Below are 16,148 nucleotides of genomic sequence, written 5' to 3'. Positions count from 1 at the left end.
CTTGGTGTGTTCGACGAGGACCCGTGGATACCGGCGGCGATCAGGTCCCCCGCCCTACCGACCTTCGGCGGCGCGAGGGGGTGGCTAGTGGCGGATCAGGCAGGAGTTCGATAGTGCGCCGGTGCGCACGAGTACAAGCCACGTAGATCTTCCGGTGCATGTCCTCCGCTGAAGAGAGGCCAGCCGCGAGGGCTGCTCGTTCGGCGTCCCGCAGCCGGATGGCGACGGCATCCCACTCGCCGCCCTTCGCCTGGTGGGTCGTCAGTCCCGGCACCGGTCGGCCAGGAAACACGAGCCGCCGCTGAAGGAGAGCCAGACGACCAGTGTGGGCCGCGTGCGGCCTGCGCAGCTCGCGCGCCGAAACGGTGCCGATGACCTCGACGAGTTCAAGGTAGGCCGCCTTCACAGCGTCCTTGCCGCCCGGCCGCAACGTCTCCACCACTCTCTGCAGGGCCGGCTCCAGCTGTCTCGGTGCATCACGGTCCTGCACGTTCAGCGCCGTGAGTGCATCGTTGAGGTAAGTGGCATCGAGATCGAAGATGTTGCGTGTCACGTGGTTCAGCAGCAGCGTGGCCGCAGCCTCCTCGTAGCCGCCCTTGAATGCGTGGAACGCGAGCGGGAGGACACCACCACCGAGGTCCCACAGCTCCTTCCACCACAGGGCAAGCACGACGTCGAGGTCTTCCTGACCGGTCGGCAGGATCACCCCTCGGCCGTCGCGAAGGTCCGCCGCGAGGTCCCGTTGATCGTCACTGCGCCACCGGAACGACTGGTTGAGCTGAAGCGTCGTAGCACCGGTCCGCTTGAGGAGTTCCGGAACCACGTGCGGCCGCGCACCGCGGAATAGGTACAAGGCTTGCCACGGGTCACCGACCAGGGTGACTGCGACGCCGGCTGCGATCGCAGACTCGATGATCGCGATGTCGAGGTCATTCGCATCGAACACCTCGTCCACGATGAGAGCCCTCATCGTCTCGCCGAGCCGCAGACGCACGCGGTCGGCCGATGCCCGGTCCTGGAGCGCAAGTGCCAGGATGTCGCGGACGTCTTGATGGGTGCAGATGCCCTTGAGCATGTGAGGCACGACCGCTACCGCGGGCACCCGTGACGCGTACTGGGGCGCGAACTCCTCGCGAAGGCGCAGCTCTCGTCCCGACAGGTACAAGCTGTAGATCGATCGAGTCGACACGGTGCCACCACACGATGCCCAGCTGTCCCGCACGTCGAGGACAACGCTCCCGTCGGGCCACAACGTGTCCATGTCCGGCCAGATCACCAACCGCTCGCGCAGCAGGTCGTGCAGCAGGTCGCACATGACCGTGTCGAGGGTGACGATCCGGTGCGGCCACGTCAACGCGGCGGGGCCCCACAGCCGCTGGACTCGCCTACGCAGGTTGTAGGTCGCGGCGCGGGTGAAGCTGACGGCGACTACGGCGCGAGGGTCGTGCCGGTGTTCGGCGGCGAACCGTTGTACGCCGAACCGTTGCGCGGACACGGTGGTCTTGCCGGTACCGGGGCCCGCCTCGACGAAGACGTTGCTGGTCGAGGTGGCGGCCGCCAGCCGCTGTTCGGCGGTGAGATCGTCGATGGCCCCGGCATGGGCGAGCGCGCTGGTCACGTCTCGGCAGCGGGTTCCACGGTGGTACCGGCGGCCAGTTCCGCACCGGTGTCGACACTAGGCACGACGGCGTCGCCCTCCGTGTCGGCCGTCGGCGAAGCCTCGGGTACCGAGTACAGGAAGTCGAAGACCCGCTCCATCGGTTCCGGCACGCGCACCCCGCCACCTACGACGTCGCGCAGCTCGCGAAGCCGACCCGCGAAGGCCTCCGCGAACTCGCCCTTACGCCTGGCGGCCGGCCCGGCGGGCACGGTGACGTCGCCCTTCTTGGACCGACTGCGGAAGAGGTCCCTGATCGTCGAGGGCGTGATCTCGTCGGGCGCGGTGACACCGATGTCGCGCAGGGCGGCCTCGACGAGTGCCTCGTTGCCCTCGGTGAGCTGCGGCTCGAGGGTGGGGTGGCTGTGCTCCACCATCAGAACCGCTGGGTCATGGTCGTCTGCCCAGGTCGGCCCGGCCGGGGAGTCGTCGAAGTCGAGGTCGCTGTCGCGCAACACCGCCAACCGGCTGCACAGCTCGTGGCCTCGGGTGGCAAGCAGCCGTACCGCCCACGGACCGACCTTGGTTCCCATGGGCACGATGCTCAACGCATCGACGAACGCCTGCTTGTCGGCGTCGTCGCCGGCCCATGCCCACCCGAACTCGCGGAGCACGGCCGCCTCGGTGACGCCCTCCACCAGCAGGAGCCGCTCTGCGAACAGTGACGCCGACCGGCTGGCGTCGAGATGCAATCGGGTCTTGCGGAGCACCTCATCGCGTGCTGCCAGAGGAATCTCGGCAACCGCTCGGCAGACCCGCTGCCCGTGGCGGTCACGACGGACGATCACCACCTCGGTCGGGTCGCAGGACGTGATGACGTCCGTCGCGTGGCTCGACAGCACAACCTGGAGCTCCGGACGGAGGCGCACCTGGCGGCGCAGGTACCTGACGAGCGAGTGCTGGAGCTGCGGGTGCAGATGTGCCTCGGGCTCCTCGATGACCAACGTGACGTGGAAGGCATCATCAGGGAAGAACGAGTCCTCGACGCTCTCGCTCTCGGCGCGGGCCTGCCGCAGAATCTGATCGGCCTCTTCCAGAGGGGTTGCCGCCGCACCGTCGACCTGGTTCGACGGCTGCCCGCCAGCCGCCGCCTGGGCGGCGGCGGAAGCGGCGGCAGCGGCCGAAATCCGCGTGGAGTCCGGGATGGCCGCCAACGTGACGGCGATGTGCAGGAGGTTGACGTAGCCGAGCCCAACCACCTCAAGCGGGAGCGCTTCCGCTCGCCCTTCGGTGGTGGCGAGCATCAGCTCGAGCACCCGTGCCAGGTAGCGGTCGTCAACGACCTGGCCCCGGATGTAGGGCCAGTTGCGGGATACGCCCGCCGACAGCGCGCGCAACTGCTCGCTGACCCTCTCCTCGAGCCCCACCAGCAGGTCGTCCGTGGCCAGTGACTCCAGCAGGCCCGAGGCTCTCCCACGCAGTCGAGACAGGTCGCGGCCGCGACCAAGGTTCTGCTGCTGCGCGCGCAGCAGTTCGACAAGGACGCGGGTTTCGCGGCGGGCGAGCTCGTCGAGCGGGTTCCGCCAGGCGGGAAGGTGCACCAGGAGGGTTCGCTGCTCTACATCGCTGGACCGACCATCTATGGACTTCGTACGGATCGCGCCCAGGTCCCGATGGAGGGTCCTCGCCCACTCGGCCGCAACGGTCCCGGGCGCGCTTCTCCCGCCTTGCGCCTGCAGTTGACGACCGAGCGGCCCCTCGGTGGCCACATCGTCGTCGAAGCGGTACTCCACCTCGATGTCACGGTCGCCGGGCCCGAGGGCTGCGGCGGAATGTCTCGGTAGGTGCGGGAAGCGCTTCCCGTGGCTGAGGTAGATCGCGTCCGTGAGAGTGGTCTTGCCCCCACCATTGGCTCCGGCGATGACAGCGAACCGCCCGGGCAGGCGGACCTCCAGCGGACCATCTACGGCTCCGCGAAGACCGCGGACGCGAACGCGGCTCAGGTACATGAACGGGCTCCCCTCGTATCCGGCGGGCCCCTGTATCCCGAGCATGCCGGCGCAATCGCATGCTACCGAGCGCATCCTGCCGCCCGGTCCGACCGGGTCTGCGAGCTGCGGTCACCCACAGCCAGGAGGCCCGCGAGGCGCGCCCTCTGCCTCGACAGTCGAGGTTGGCTACGGCCGAACTCGACGGGGCTGGCCGCTCACCGGCGCTGCCATGCTCGACGACGTCGGCGGCATTCCGAGCCCATTGACGCGAGGCCACACTCCCGCACGGTGGCGGTAATGACGACAACCATGGATGACGCCGCACCACCCACGTTGACGGCCTTGGCGGCCCGGATCGAGGGTGACGGCGACCCACTCGCCAGACTCGCAGCAGCGACCGAGCTGAGGAGCCTTCTCGTCGACCTTGAGGTCCGGGCGGTCCGTGAGGCGCGCGCGTCCCAGGTGCCGTGGAGCCTCATTGGCGACGGGCTTGGCATCTCCAAGCAGGCAGCCCAGAAGCGCTACGCCGAGGCGATGCGACCCGAACAGGAGGCAGATACCGCCGCTCCGCCCGAGCCGGAGGTGGCCGCCGAGCGTCCGGCCTTTGACGCACGTCGCCGCCGGTCCCCCGGCTGGGTCGTCATGACGCGCGGTGGCCGCACGCTGCTGCGGGTCGAGCGCGCCCGTCCACAGTGACAGGAGCTCGCGGTTGTCCCCATCTCCGCGCGCGAAGATGGGGAGGAGAGCGGAATGCTCTCCTCCCCATCTTGTTCACGGGTGCAGCAGGGTGATGCCCTCGGTGAGGGTTGCGCGGACCTTCTCCTGCGTGTCGCGCCCCAGGGCGATGAGCTTCTCGAGTGCCCTGTGCGCTTGGACGGCCAGGCGGCCGACCTCGTCGAGCTGGCTGATGCCGGCCAGGGCCAGATGTCGATCACGCGCTCCAGGTCTCGCGGGCGGCGAGCTAGCCGATCGAGGTCGTAGACGACGATCCCGTCGATCACACCGTCCTCAAGATCCGCCAAGAGCCGCTCGAAGTCAGGCCGCACCACGTCCTTGAACGCCGAGATGTCGTTGTCGACGCGGTGCATCTTGATCCGCCAGGTCTGCCGTTCGTGGCTCACCGAGGCACATAGGTGCTCGATCGCCTCACGCTGGCGCTCAACGCCAGCCCCCCGGTCACCCGTCTCGGCATCTTCCTGGTCATCAGAGATTCGCTCGTACGCCCCGACGTCGACGACCGCCGGGCCGCTTCTAGCCTCCTCGGCTTCGTGGAGAGCTGCCTCTGCGCCCCGCTTCAGCCTGTCAGCATGTCTCGCGCGAACCATGGCGCGAGCCTACGTCACTAGTGTTCGTATTCAGATGTGCTGGTCGAGCATCATGCCCACGAGCAGCGCGAACGGGTCGTCGGTGAGCACCTGGTCGGCGGCGTCGTCGCCGGTGATGTGGATGGCCATGCGCCCATCCTCCACCACCCTCGTCGGTCCGGCCTCAGCCCAGGCGCGCGAGCAGGTCGTCGAGGACCTGCACGAGCGCGGCGTTCCGGGTCGCGTCCGCGGCGTCGGCGTGGGGCGGGGCGAACCGCTTCGCGTCGTTGTCGTAGTAGCGGCCCGTCGCCCCCGCGAAGTCGTCGCCGACGGCTGCCCGGGCGATGACGTCGGCACCGACGGCGATGTCGTGCCCGGCGATGCCGAAGCCCTCCTTGACCATCTTGGTCGCGAGCAGCGAGCCGGGGTTCAGCGCGATCACGGCCGGACCGTCGGGGCCGATCTCGTCGGCGACGTGCCGCGACCACATCGTCAGCGCCAGCTTGCTCTGGGCGTACGCCGCCATGTCGTCGTCCAGGCGCGCCCGCCCAGCGAGCGCGTCGAGGTCGACCGGCGCCTGGGCCGCCGAGGAGAGGTTCACGACGCGTCCGTGGTCGGGCAGCGAGCCCAGGAGGCGGCGGGTGAGCAGGTACGGCGCGATCGTGTTGACGACGAACCTGACGTCGAGCCCGTCGGCCGGGGCGTGACCGGTGCGCAGGACGCCGGCGTTGTTGACCAGCACGTCGAGCCCCAGCCCGGCCGCGGCGTCGGCCAGCCGCCCGACGTCGTCGAGGTCGGAGAGGTCGGCGTGGACGGTCCCGGCGACCGCGTCGTCGCGCACGTCCGCGACCGCGGCCGCGGCCCGGTCGAGCCGGGCCTCGTCGCGTCCGTGCAGGACGAGCCGGTGGCCCTGCCCCGCGAGCCGCTGGGCGGCCGCCAGCCCGAGTCCGTCGGTCGCCCCGGTCACCATGATCGTCGTCATATCCCGAGTCTCCCCCGGCGCGGCAGGGCCGGCGCCTCACCCCTGTGCGCGTGTGGGCGGAGCCGTGGACGGGTAGCCCAGCCGCATGGAGAAGCACGAGGTGCGCGCCGCGGCCGGGGGCGCAGCAGTGGTCGGGGTGGCGTTCGGCATGGCGCGCTACGCCTACGGCCTGACCCTGCCCGACATGCAGGCCGAGTTCGACCTGTCCGAGCAGCTGTCGGGGCTGGTGGCCAGCGCCACCTTCGTCGGCTACCTCATCGGCCTGCTCGGCGTCCCCGTGCTCGTGGCCCGGCGCGGACCCCGCGCCCCCACGTCGGTCGGCGGAGCCTGCGGCGCGCTGGGCTGCACCATGGTGGCGCTCTCGCCGAACCCCGTGGTGCTGGCCACCGGAGCCGTGCTGGCCGGCAGCGCGGCGGGCTGGGTGTGGGCGCCGTACTCCGACGTGCTCCGGGCCGTGGCCGCTCCTCGGCACCGGCCCACGCTGCTGGCGGTGGTCACCACCGGCACCGGCGTCGGGCTCGTCGGCCTGGGGGCGCTGGGTCTGCTGGCGCCGTTCGTCTCGTGGCGGCTGACCTGGGCTGGCATCGCCGTGGCCGCGGCGCTGGCCGCCACGCTCAACCTCCGGCTGGTGCCCGCGCTCCCCCCGCCGGACCGTGAGGATGCGGGCGCTCCCCTGCACCTGGCTCGGCTGCTGGTCCCGCTCCTCTACACGGTGGCCTACTTCGTGGCGATCACCGTCTACTTCACCTACGCCAGCGACGCGGCCGAGGAGGCCGGCCTGGCCGACTGGGCGCCGGCGCTGGTCTTCGCCCTGATCGGGCTCGGCGGCCTGGTGGCCTTCTGGACGGGACGGATGACCGCGGCCCTGGGCCCCGGCGGCGTCGGGGCGGCCAGCCTCGGCGTGGTCGGTGCCGCCCTGTGCGGGCTCGGGCTCGCCTCCGGCGCGCCGCTGGTGCTCGGCTCCGCGGTGGTGCTGGGCGCGGGCTTCATGGTCGGCTCGTCGGTGCTGGCCATCTGGACCGCCCATGTCGAGCCCGAACGGCCCGGCACCGCCTTCACCATCGCGCTCGTCGTGGGGGCGGTCACCTCGATCGTGACGCCGGCGGTGACCGGTGCGCTGGTGCCCAACGCCGGGCTGGGCACGGTGCTGGTGCTCTCGGGTGCCGTGGCCGTGACCAGCGCCGCGGCGCTCGCTGCCGGCCTCCCGGTGCGCGCGGCCGTGCGGAGGGCACGCGCCCGCACGACCTAGTCTGCTGGCATGCACCCCCAACTCTCCTCCCGCAGCCCGTCCCGCGAGGAGGTCGTCGGCCACGGCATCGACTGGCTGGCCCGCTGGACCGTGCGCTGGCTGCTCGTCGCGCTCGGGGCGGTCGCCCTGGGCTGGCTCGTCGGCAAAGGCTGGTCGATCGTGCTGCCGGTCGTGCTGGCGCTGATCCTCACGACGGTGCTGCAGCCTCCGGCGCAGTGGCTGGAGCGCCGGTTGCGGCTGCCGGCGGCCGTGGCCGCCCTGGTCGTGATCCTGGTCGGGCTCGGGCTGGTCACCGCCCTGGGCGTGACCATCGCGCCCTCGGTGGGCGAGCAGGCGGTCGAGCTGGCCGACTCCGCCTCGTTGGGCCTCGGCGAGATCGAGCGGCTGGTCGCCGAGAGCTCCCTGCAGATCACCCAGAACCAGGTCGAGACCTTCGTCGCCGCCGCCCAGGACCGGTTGCAGTCCAGCGCCAGCAGCATCGCCTCCGGGGTGCTGGTCGGCGTCGGAGCGGTGACCTCGGCCCTGATCACCCTGGTCCTGACCCTGGTGCTGTCGTTCTTCTTCATCAAGGACGGCCCGCGCTTCCTGCCCTGGCTGCACCAGCTCACCGGGGACCGCGCCGGCCCGCACCTGGTCGAGGTCGGCTCGCGGGCCTGGTCGACGCTGGGCGGCTTCGTGCGCACCCAGGCCCTCGTCGGGCTGATCGACGCGGTGCTCATCGGCACCGGTCTGGTGCTCGTGGGCGTGCCGCTGGCGGTGCCGCTGGCGGTGCTGACCTTCATCGCCGCCTTCGCCCCCATCGTGGGGGCGATCACGGTGGGTGCGCTGGCCGTGCTGGTGGCGCTGGTCGCCAACGGCTGGGTCTCCGCGCTGATCGTGATGGCGATAGTGCTGGGCGTCCAGCAGCTCGAGGGCAACGTGCTGCTGCCGTGGCTGCAGGGCCGCAGCCTGCGCCTGCACGCCGGCGTCGTGCTCCTCACCATCGTGCTGGGCTCCACCCTCTTCGGGGTGGCCGGGGCGTTCCTCGGCGTGCCCGCGGTGGCGGTGCTGGCCGTGGTGGTGCGCTACCTCGACGCCCAGGTGCGCGAGCGCACCGGCGAGCCGCTCAAGGACGAGCCCGACCACCCCGCGGCCGAGGTCGACGACGACGAGTCCGGCGCCGAGGGCGACTCCGACCAGCCGGTGGGCCACGAGCAGGACCACGCCTGAGGCTGCTCGACGCGAGCACGACCCAGCACGACACAGCACGACGCCCGCCCCCGCAGTGCGGGAGCGGGCGTCGTACGTCGTGGGGGTGCGGCTCAGGCGAGCGCGGCGGCCACCGCGTCGTAGTCGGGCTCCTGGGCGATCTCGGGCACCAGCTCGGTGTGCAGCACGGTGCCGTCGCGGTCGATGACCACCACGGCCCGGGCCAGCAGCCCCTCGAACTTGCCGTCGGTCAGCGCGACGCCGTAGTCGTGGCCGAAGGTGGAGCGGAACGTGGAGGCGGCCACGACCGACTCGATGCCCTCGGCGCCGCAGAAGCGCGCCTGGGCGAAGGGCAGGTCCTGCGAGACGCAGATGACCTGGGTGTCGGCCAGGCCGGCGGCCATCTCGTTGAAGGCCCGCACGCTGGCCGCGCAGACGCCGGTGTCGACGCTGGGGAAGATGTTGAGGACGGTGCGCTTGTCGGTGGGACGCGTGACCTCGGTGGTCAGGTCGGTGCCGATGAGACGGAAGTCGGGGGCAGGGCTGCCGATGGCGGGGAGGTCACCCACGAGCGTGACGGGGGTGCCTCCGAGTGCGGTGGTGGTCATGCGGAGGTTCTACCACCGCACCCCACATCCGACGTGCAGGTGTCCGCGTCGACGGCTCAGGCCTTGACAGCCAGCACCGGGCACGCCGCGTCGAGCAGGATGCGCTGGGCGTTGGAGCCCAGGATCAGCTTGCCCACCGGCGAGCGGCGTCGCAGCCCGATCACCAGCAGCTCGGCGTCGCTGTCGGAGGCCAGCCCGATCAGGTCCTCGGCCGGCTCGAAGCCGCGCACCAGCTGTCGCAGCTCGAAGTCGACGCCGGTGCCCTCCAGCTCGGCGCGCACCTCGTCGAGCTCGACCTGGGCCTTGCCCGCGGCCTCGGTGTCGTACTCCTGGCCGCCGCGGTGCGAGGACACCACGACCAGGCGCAACCCGCGCAGCTTGGCCTCCTCGATCCCGCGCGCCAGCGCGGCGCGCCCCTCGGGCTTGTTCACGTACCCGACCACGACGGTGCCCATCGGTCCTCCTCGAATGCCTGGTGCCCGGTCGTGCCGACCGCGCTCCCTGGCACGCTAACCGATCACGGCTCACCCCCGTGCGCCTGTGGAGGAGCGGCGCGCACCGGCGCCGCGGCGGGCAGGCTGGACGCGTGCACCCACCACCCGACGGCGAGGGCCTGCACGAGCCGCTGCCCCGCCCGCTCGAACGCATGCTGCGGCTCGCGGTGCTGGCCCACGTCGAGGCCGAGCGGCGTCGCCGGCACCCCGCCGTGGTGCACGTGGGCCACCCCGGCGGCCACGAGGTCGTCTTCGCCTGCACCGCCGACGACCCCGTCGACCTCGGCGTGCGCACCGACGTCCTCCTCGCCCTCCTGGCCCGCGTCCCCCGGCTCGAGCACGGGCCGGAGCACGGGCCGGAGCTGCTGGTGTGGGTCACCCGCCCCGGCGAGCTCAGTACCCAGGACGACGACGCCTGCTGGGTGGCTGCCACCCGGGCGGCCGCGGGCGAGCTGGGCCGCCCCGTCGAGATGGTGCTGGTCGGCCGGCACGGCTGGCGCGACCCGCGGTCGGGGCTCTCGCGCACCTGGAAGCGGCTGCGCTCCCGGTCGGGCTAGTCCCAGGTGTGCACCGGCTCGTTGGTGTGCATCCGCTCGCGGTACTCCAGCACCGTGGCGCGCAGCGCGTCGTAGCGGTCCTCACCGCTGCGGCGCCGCATCCGCTCCACGAACCACTCCGCCCCGTTGGTGCCGGTCAGGCAGCGCTGCTCGATGATGCCCAGGAGCCGGTCGCGCACGTCGGCCTCGACGCCCCACGACTCCAGGCCCTCGTGGGCCATCGGCAGCAGCCGGCGCAGCACCAGCTCGGTGGCCGGCACCTGGCCCACCCCGGGCCAGTAGACCTGGGCCTCGATGCCCTGCTGGGCTGCGACGTGGAGGTTCTCCTCCGCGGCGCTGAAGGACATCTGCGACCACAACGGACGCGGCGAGTCGACCAGCGCGCGCACCAGGCCGTAGTAGAAGGCGGCGTTGGCGACCGTGTCGACCACGGTCGGGCCGGCGGCCAGCAGCCGGTTCTCGACCCGCAGGTGCGGCACGTCGTCGACCACGTCGTAGACCGGCCGGTTCCAGCGGTAGACGGTGCCGTTGTGCAGGCGCAGCTCGGCGAGGGCCGGGGTGCCACCCGACTCCAGCACCTCGAGCGGGTCCTCGTCCTCGGTGACCGGCAGCAGGGCCGGGAAGTAGCGCACGTTCTCCTCGAACAGGTCGAAGACCGAGGTGATCCAGCGCTCCCCGAACCACACCCGCGGGCGCACCCCCTGGGCCTTCAGCTCCTCGCTGCGGGTCTCGGTGGCCTGCTCGAAGAGGGGGATGCGGGTCTCGCGCCACAGCTCGCGGCCCAGCAGGTACGGCGAGTTGGCGGCCAGCGCGAGCTGGGGGGCGGCGATCGCCTGCGAGGCGTTCCAGTAGGCCGCGAACTGGTCGGGCGAGGTCTGCACGTGGAACTGGGTGCTGGTGCAGGCGGCCTCGGGCACGATCGAGTCGGCGGTGGTCTCGAGGGTCTCGGCGCCCGAGATCGAGATCGAGATGTCCTCGCCGCGTGCATCGAGTATCTGGTCGCTGAGCAGCGCGTAGCGCGGGTTCGCGCTGAGCGTCTGCCGGGTCATGTGGCCGTCGGCCAGCGTCGGGAGGATGCCGATCATCAGCAGGTGGGCACCGACCTCGGAGGCCTTGGCCTCCGCGTCGTCGAGGTCGCGACGCAGCTCGTCCTCGAACTGGGTCAGCCCGCCCTCGCGCAACCGGGCCGGGGGCACGTTGATCTCGATGTTGTACTGGCCGAGCTCGGTCTGGAAGTCGGGGTCGGCAATCCGCTCGAGCACGTCGGCGTTCTTCAGCGCCGGGTCGCCACGCTCGTCGATGAGGTTGAGCTCGACCTCCAGACCGGTCATCGGGTCGTCGGTGTCGAAGGCCGCCTCGCGCAGCATCCGCGCGAACACGTCGAGGCAGCGTCGTACCTTGGCGCGGTGCCGCGTGCGGTCCGCGCGGCTGAACTCCTGAGCCTCGACCTCTTCACCCATGCCCCGACCCTAGGCCCACCCCCGCTCCGGAGGGACCCCCCTCAGGCGGGCCGCCCGGCGTCGGCCCCCGCCTCGGCCCAGGCCTGCGGCGGCACCGCGCGCTCGAGGAGCTGCCCGACGTAGCCGCCCAGGACGTGGTCGGGATCCACCGCCAGGCACCGGTCGACGGCGCACCAGGCCAGGGCCCCGCTGCCGGAGAGCCAGGCCGCGAAGCCCAGCACGGCCGCTGCTCCGGGCAGCCACTCGTCGGGGGTGCGGCGCACCACGTCGGACCACAGCGCGACGTGACGGTCGGCGTCGTGCCGGGTCATCCCCAGCCAGGCCACGTCGCGCACGACCGGGTCGGCGACCGCCCGCACCAGCCCGGCCACCTCGTCGGCGCCGGGTGCGCTGCCGGTGACCAGGCACCCGAGCAGCAGCGCGGACACCTCGTCGGCCGGCAGCGCGGAGCGGTGCTCCAGCGCCCGGGCCACGTCGGCGCGACCGCGGGCGTCGGGGTCGAGGGTCGCGGCCAGCTCGGCCCGCGAGCGGCGGGTCACGTGGCCGTCGAGCACGGCCTGTGCGCGCACCGGGTGCGCGCTCACGTCGTACGCCGTGCCCTCGCCGGGGCCGGTCGCCGGCCAGTGCCGCTGCCCGTCGGCGCGGATGGCGTCGAGCACCGCGATCCCAGCGGCGCCGAAGGCGTCGACGAGGCAGCGGGCGCTGCGCCGCGCTCGCTCGGCGTCGTCGGAGTAGAACACCAGCAGCACCCCGGTGACGTGGTGGCGCACGGCCGGCTCGACCAGCAGCGCGGCGACCTGGGCGACCTCGGCGTCGGTGGCCCCGGCCGGCGGCAGGTCGAGCCGCGCGTGGAACTGGTGCTCGGCGCCGAAGGTCATCATCACCACGCAGTCCTCGGGCTCGAAGCCGAGCAGCAGCGGCACCACGGCCAGGACGTCGGCGGGCTCGCGGGCCACGAAGCCGCGTGGAGGGGCGGGCAGGGAGGGCATCTCGGGAGTCGTCATGGCGCGAGGCTGCCCCGGTGGCGGCCGGCGGGGCGGCGGGCCGCCGCGACCTGGGGACGCACCCCCCGCAGGCCCCGCCTGTGCACGCCTGGTGGGCCGGCGCGGGTAGCGTGCCGGGGTGCGCTCCCAGGCCTCGGTCCTCCACCTGGACCTCGACGCCTTCTTCGCGGCCGTCGAGCAGCGCGACAAGCCCTCGCTGCGCGGCAAGCCCGTCGTGGTCGGCGGGGTCGGCGGACGCGGCGTCGTCGCCACGGCGTCGTACGAGGCGCGGGTGCACGGCGTCCGCTCGGCGATGTCGACGCGCGAGGCCCGCTCGCGCTGCCCGCACGCCGCGTTCCTGTCGGGCCGCTTCCACGCCTACCGCGAGGCGAGCCGGGTGGTGATGGGACTCCTGCGGGAGGTCTCCCCGCTGGTGGAGCCGCTCTCGCTCGACGAGGCCTTCGTCGACCTCGAGCGCGCCGACCTGCCCGACCTCGAGGTGCCGACGGTCACCGACTTCGCCCAGGACCTGCGCCGGCGGGTGCACGAGGCGACCGACGGCCTCACCGCCTCGGTGGGCCTGGCGACCAGCAAGCTGGTGGCCAAGATCGCCAGCGACCTCGACAAGCCCGACGGGCTGGTCGTGGTCGCCCCGGGCACCGAGCTGGAGCTGCTGCGCCCGATGCGGGCCACGATCATCCCCGGCGTCGGCCCGGCGACGGCCCAGCGGCTGCGCCGGGCCGGCATCGTCACCGTCGCCGACCTCGAGGCCGCCGGCCTCGACGAGCTGGTGCGCCTGCTGGGCCGTGCCCACGGTGGCGGGCTGCACCAGATGGCACGCGGGCGCGACGACCGGGCGGTGGTGGCCGAGCGGGAGGCCAAGTCGGTCAGCGTCGAGGGCACCTACGACACCGACCTCTCCGACCTGCGCCTGATCGAGGGGCTGCTGGCCCGCCAGGCCGGCGAGGTCGCGGCCCGGCTGCGGGCGGCGGGCCTCTCGGGACGCACGGTGAGCATCAAGGTCCGATTCCACGACTTCACCACCCTGAGCCGCTCGATGACGCTGGCCTCCCCCACCGACCACGGCCCGACGGTCGCGCGCAGCGCCCGGGCCCTGCTCGCCGAGCTGGTCGCCGGTCCCGACACGGGTCCGCAGGTGCGCGCCGGCGTCCGGCTGCTCGGCGTCGGCGTCTCGGGGCTGGCCGACTGGGTGCAGGAGGACCTCTTCGCCGACACCGAGGCTGACGACGAGGCCGAGGACGAGGAGCTGCCGGAGCCGCCGCGGGCCCGCCACCTCGGAGCCTGGGCGCCCGGCATGGACGTCGAGCACGCCGAGCTCGGGCGCGGCTGGGTCTGGGGCGCGGGACGCGGCGTGGTCACCGTGCGGTTCGAGACCCGCGAGACACCCGCGGGGCCGGTGCGCTCCTTCCCCGACGACGACCCCGCGCTGACGCCGTGGTCGCCGACGGAGCCCGCGGAGGACGACGCGGTCAGCGGGCCCGCGTGAACCGCACCGGCTCCCCCGGGCGCAGCTGGCCGCACTGCCACAGGTCACGCGGGTCGACCACCGCCACCACCGGGTAGCCACCGGTGGGCGGGTGGTCGGCCAGGAAGACCACCGGCCGCCCGCTCGGCGGCACCTGCACCGAGCCCAGCACCATCCCCTCGCTGGGCAGCTCGCCCGCGTCGGCGCGCGTGAGCGGCGGCCCGTCGAGGCGCAGCCCGACCCGGTCCGCCTCCGCCCCGACGACGTACGCCGTCGCGCACAGCTCGGCGAGCGCGTGCGGGCCGAGGCGCTCGAGGCGCGGGCCGGGATGCACCCGCAGCAGGCCGGTGGGCGGGCCGGTCGGCGCCACCGGCGCCTCGACGGCCGCGGGCGGCCCCGCCGGGGACCCCAGGGGCAACCGCTGCCCGGGCGCCACGACCGGCGGCCCGACCTCGGCGAGGGTGTCGGTGGAGCGCGAGCCGAGGACGGGTGCGACGTCGACCCCGCCGGCCACGGCGACGTAGCTGCGCACCCCTGTTGCGGGAGCGCCCAGGCGCAGCACCGCGCCGGCCGGCAGCCGCTCGGCCCGGGCCAGCCCCGCGGAGCGGCGTCCGACCGCCGCCGGGGCCGGGGCGCCGGTGACCGCGACCCACGTGTCGACGGTGGCCCGAAGCTCGAGCCCGCCGAGCACCACCTCGAGCAGCGCCGCCCCGGGCCGGTTGCCGACCAGCCGGTTGGCGAGGTCGGCGGCCGGCCGGTCCAGCGGGCCGGCGCGGGGCACGCCGAGGTGGGCCAGCCCGGGGCGGCCATGGTCCTGCACGGTGCACAGCGGCCCGGTGGCCAGCACCTCGAGGACCCCTCCGGTCACGACGGGTCCTCGACGACGAAGCGCACCCGGGTGCCGGGCGCCAGCAGCGCCGGCGGGTCGCGGTCGACGTCCCAGAGCGGGGTGCGGGTGCGACCGAGCAGCCGCCAGCCGCCCGGCGAGACCGTCGGGTAGACGCCGCACCACGTGTCGGCGACCGCGACCGACCCGGCCGGCACCCGGGTGCGCGGCGAGTCCAGCCGCGGCACCGCCCACTCCTGCGGCAGCCCGGAGAGGTAGGCGAAGCCGGGCGCGAAGCCGCAGAAGACGCTGAGCAGCTCGAGCCCGGTGTGGCGGGCCACGACCTCCTCGCGCGAGACGCCCCACAGGTCGGCGACGTCGTCGAGGTCGGGACCGTCGTAGACCACCGGCAGCTCGACGACCGGCCCGACGGGGCCGCGCCCCTGTCCCGCGTCGTCGCCCGCGGCCGGCTCGTCGCGCCAGCCCGCCAGCAGCGCACGGGCGCCCCCGAGGTCGGCGGGGTCGAGGCCGTCGAGCAGCACCGTGCGCGCGGCCGGCACCACCTCGGTGGCCGCGACCCGGTGCTCGCGGAGCCAGGTCGCCAGGGCGAGCGCGGCGGCCGCGTCGTCGACCTCGGCCAGCAGGGCGGTGGGCCCGAAGGCGCGCACGTGCACGGGGTCCACGTTCACAGCCCGCGCAGCGTCCAGCCGGCGGCCTCGAGGGCGTCCCGCACGGCGCGGGCGTGCTCGACCGCGCCGGGGCTGTCGCCGTGCACGCAGAGCGAGGCGAGGCCGGGCACGCCGCCGGGCGGTTCGCGCAGCAGCCGCAGCGCGTGCTCGGCGACGGCGTCGGCGCCCTCGAGCAGGGCGCCGGGCTCGCCGCGGGGCACCAGCCGCCCGCTGGCGTCGTACCCGCGGTCGGGGAAGCCCTCGTGCCGCACCTCGCGCCCGCGCCCGGTCGCCAGGTCGAGCAGCACGCCGGGCATGCCGAGCACCGGCAGGTCGCCGGACCCCTCGATCACGGCCTGCGCCTGCTCGGCGTCGGTGGCGGTGCGGTGGTAGAGCGCGCCGTGCGGCTTGAGGTAGCGCACCGTGGTGCCCGCCGCCCGCGCGATCGCGGCCAGGGTGCCGACCTGGTCGGCCACCTGCTCGCGCAGCGTGTCGGGGGCGACGTCGAGAGGACGCCGGCCGAAGTGCTCCCGGTCGGCGTACGAGACCTGGGCGCCGATGGAGACGCCCAGCCGGGCCGCCTCGTCGCAGACCGCGCGCATGATCGCCACCGAGCCCGCGTGGTAGCCGCAGGCCAGGTTCGCCGAGGTCACCACGCCCAGCAGCGCCGCGTCGTCGGTGACCTCCTCGCCGAGGTCGGCGTTCAGGTCGACGTACCGCATGTGCGGACGCTATCGCCCCGCCTCTAGGTTGGC

General features: G+C 73.5%; 15 protein-coding genes and 1 pseudogene. 5 read left to right on the top strand and 11 right to left on the bottom strand.

The genetic code is table 11. From position 1 onward, the window contains the following. Window positions 1-40: 40 nt before the first annotated feature. Window positions 41-1,618 carry a UvrD-helicase domain-containing protein gene (locus QWJ41_RS04965; protein ID WP_302706112.1) on the bottom strand — a complete coding sequence of 526 codons (1,578 nt, stop codon included), beginning with the start codon at window positions 1,616-1,618 and terminating at the stop codon, window positions 41-43. Beyond that, window positions 1,615-3,606: an ATP-dependent nuclease gene (locus QWJ41_RS04960; protein ID WP_302706110.1), complete on the bottom strand. Its 1,992-nt coding sequence runs from the start codon at window positions 3,604-3,606 to the stop codon at window positions 1,615-1,617. The genes QWJ41_RS04965 and QWJ41_RS04960 overlap by 4 nt, the downstream gene beginning before the upstream one ends. 291 nt (window positions 3,607-3,897) lie before the next feature. Between QWJ41_RS04960 and QWJ41_RS04955 the strand changes: the two genes are divergently transcribed. After that, the gene (locus QWJ41_RS04955) at window positions 3,898-4,284 is read left to right on the top strand and encodes a hypothetical protein (RefSeq protein ID WP_302706108.1); all 387 of its coding nucleotides are present in this window, start codon (window positions 3,898-3,900) and stop codon (window positions 4,282-4,284) included. A 242-nt stretch (window positions 4,285-4,526) separates the two neighbouring features. Here the strand turns inward: QWJ41_RS04955 and QWJ41_RS22035 are convergent. Both QWJ41_RS22035 and QWJ41_RS04950 read right to left on the bottom strand, forming a co-directional pair. After that, a pseudogene (locus QWJ41_RS22035) lies at window positions 4,527-4,913 on the bottom strand (recombinase family protein); the annotation flags it as partial. 163 nt (window positions 4,914-5,076) lie between these two features. Further along, a complete protein-coding gene (locus tag QWJ41_RS04950; RefSeq protein ID WP_302706106.1) occupies window positions 5,077-5,874 on the bottom strand; it encodes an SDR family NAD(P)-dependent oxidoreductase in 798 nt (265 codons plus the stop codon). An 85-nt stretch (window positions 5,875-5,959) separates the two neighbouring features. Here QWJ41_RS04950 and QWJ41_RS04945 point away from each other — a divergent pair, with 85 nt between their 5' ends. Both QWJ41_RS04945 and QWJ41_RS04940 read left to right on the top strand, forming a co-directional pair. Further along, window positions 5,960-7,123: an MFS transporter gene (locus QWJ41_RS04945; protein ID WP_302706104.1), complete on the top strand. Its 1,164-nt coding sequence runs from the start codon at window positions 5,960-5,962 to the stop codon at window positions 7,121-7,123. A gap of 9 nt (window positions 7,124-7,132) precedes the next feature. After that, window positions 7,133-8,332, top strand: coding sequence for an AI-2E family transporter (locus QWJ41_RS04940; protein ID WP_302706102.1), 1,200 nt, complete (start codon window positions 7,133-7,135; stop codon window positions 8,330-8,332). Between the two features lie 92 nt (window positions 8,333-8,424). Here the strand turns inward: QWJ41_RS04940 and tpx are convergent, their stop codons facing one another. Then, window positions 8,425-8,919, bottom strand: coding sequence for a thiol peroxidase (gene tpx, locus QWJ41_RS04935; protein WP_302706100.1), 495 nt, complete (start codon window positions 8,917-8,919; stop codon window positions 8,425-8,427). A 56-nt stretch (window positions 8,920-8,975) separates the two neighbouring features. Next, a complete protein-coding gene (locus QWJ41_RS04930) occupies window positions 8,976-9,374 on the bottom strand; it encodes a universal stress protein (protein WP_302706098.1) in 399 nt (132 codons plus the stop codon). A gap of 131 nt (window positions 9,375-9,505) precedes the next feature. On the opposite strand from QWJ41_RS04930, the gene QWJ41_RS04925 reads away from it, so the two are divergent. Beyond that, window positions 9,506-9,970 carry a hypothetical protein gene (locus tag QWJ41_RS04925; RefSeq protein ID WP_302706096.1) on the top strand — a complete coding sequence of 155 codons (465 nt, stop codon included), beginning with the start codon at window positions 9,506-9,508 and terminating at the stop codon, window positions 9,968-9,970. Here QWJ41_RS04925 and QWJ41_RS04920 read toward each other — a convergent pair. Further along, window positions 9,967-11,430: a glutamate-cysteine ligase family protein gene (locus QWJ41_RS04920; protein WP_302706094.1), complete on the bottom strand. Its 1,464-nt coding sequence runs from the start codon at window positions 11,428-11,430 to the stop codon at window positions 9,967-9,969. The genes QWJ41_RS04925 and QWJ41_RS04920 overlap by 4 nt on opposite strands. A 41-nt stretch (window positions 11,431-11,471) precedes the next feature. Beyond that, entirely contained in the window at window positions 11,472-12,434 is a 963-nt protein-coding gene (locus tag QWJ41_RS04915) for a DUF4192 domain-containing protein (RefSeq protein ID WP_302706092.1), read from the bottom strand. A 118-nt stretch (window positions 12,435-12,552) separates the two neighbouring features. Between QWJ41_RS04915 and QWJ41_RS04910 the strand changes: the two genes are divergently transcribed. After that, the gene (locus QWJ41_RS04910; RefSeq protein WP_302706090.1) at window positions 12,553-13,920 is read left to right on the top strand and encodes a DNA polymerase IV; all 1,368 of its coding nucleotides are present in this window, start codon (window positions 12,553-12,555) and stop codon (window positions 13,918-13,920) included. On the opposite strand, the gene QWJ41_RS04905 is transcribed toward QWJ41_RS04910, so the two are convergent. Genes QWJ41_RS04905 through QWJ41_RS04895 form a run of 3 tightly spaced genes read right to left on the bottom strand, consistent with a single transcriptional unit; the run spans window position 13,904 to window position 16,115 of the window. Further along, window positions 13,904-14,767 carry a 5-oxoprolinase subunit C family protein gene (locus QWJ41_RS04905; protein ID WP_302706088.1) on the bottom strand — a complete coding sequence of 288 codons (864 nt, stop codon included), beginning with the start codon at window positions 14,765-14,767 and terminating at the stop codon, window positions 13,904-13,906. The two genes, QWJ41_RS04910 and QWJ41_RS04905, sit on opposite strands and share 17 nt — an antisense overlap. Beyond that, the gene (locus QWJ41_RS04900; RefSeq protein ID WP_302706086.1) at window positions 14,764-15,414 is read right to left on the bottom strand and encodes a 5-oxoprolinase subunit B family protein; all 651 of its coding nucleotides are present in this window, start codon (window positions 15,412-15,414) and stop codon (window positions 14,764-14,766) included. Before QWJ41_RS04900 ends, QWJ41_RS04905 begins: the two co-directional genes overlap by 4 nt. Further along, window positions 15,411-16,115: a LamB/YcsF family protein gene (locus QWJ41_RS04895; protein WP_302706085.1), complete on the bottom strand. Its 705-nt coding sequence runs from the start codon at window positions 16,113-16,115 to the stop codon at window positions 15,411-15,413. Before QWJ41_RS04895 ends, QWJ41_RS04900 begins: the two co-directional genes overlap by 4 nt. Window positions 16,116-16,148: the final 33 nt, after the last annotated feature.

The sequence above is a fragment of the Nocardioides cremeus genome, from assembly GCF_030518195.1.
Classification (GTDB): Bacteria; Actinomycetota; Actinomycetes; order Propionibacteriales; family Nocardioidaceae; genus Nocardioides; species Nocardioides cremeus.
Note: the sequence above shows the minus strand (reverse complement) of the source record. Positions and strands in the feature narration are given on the sequence as shown.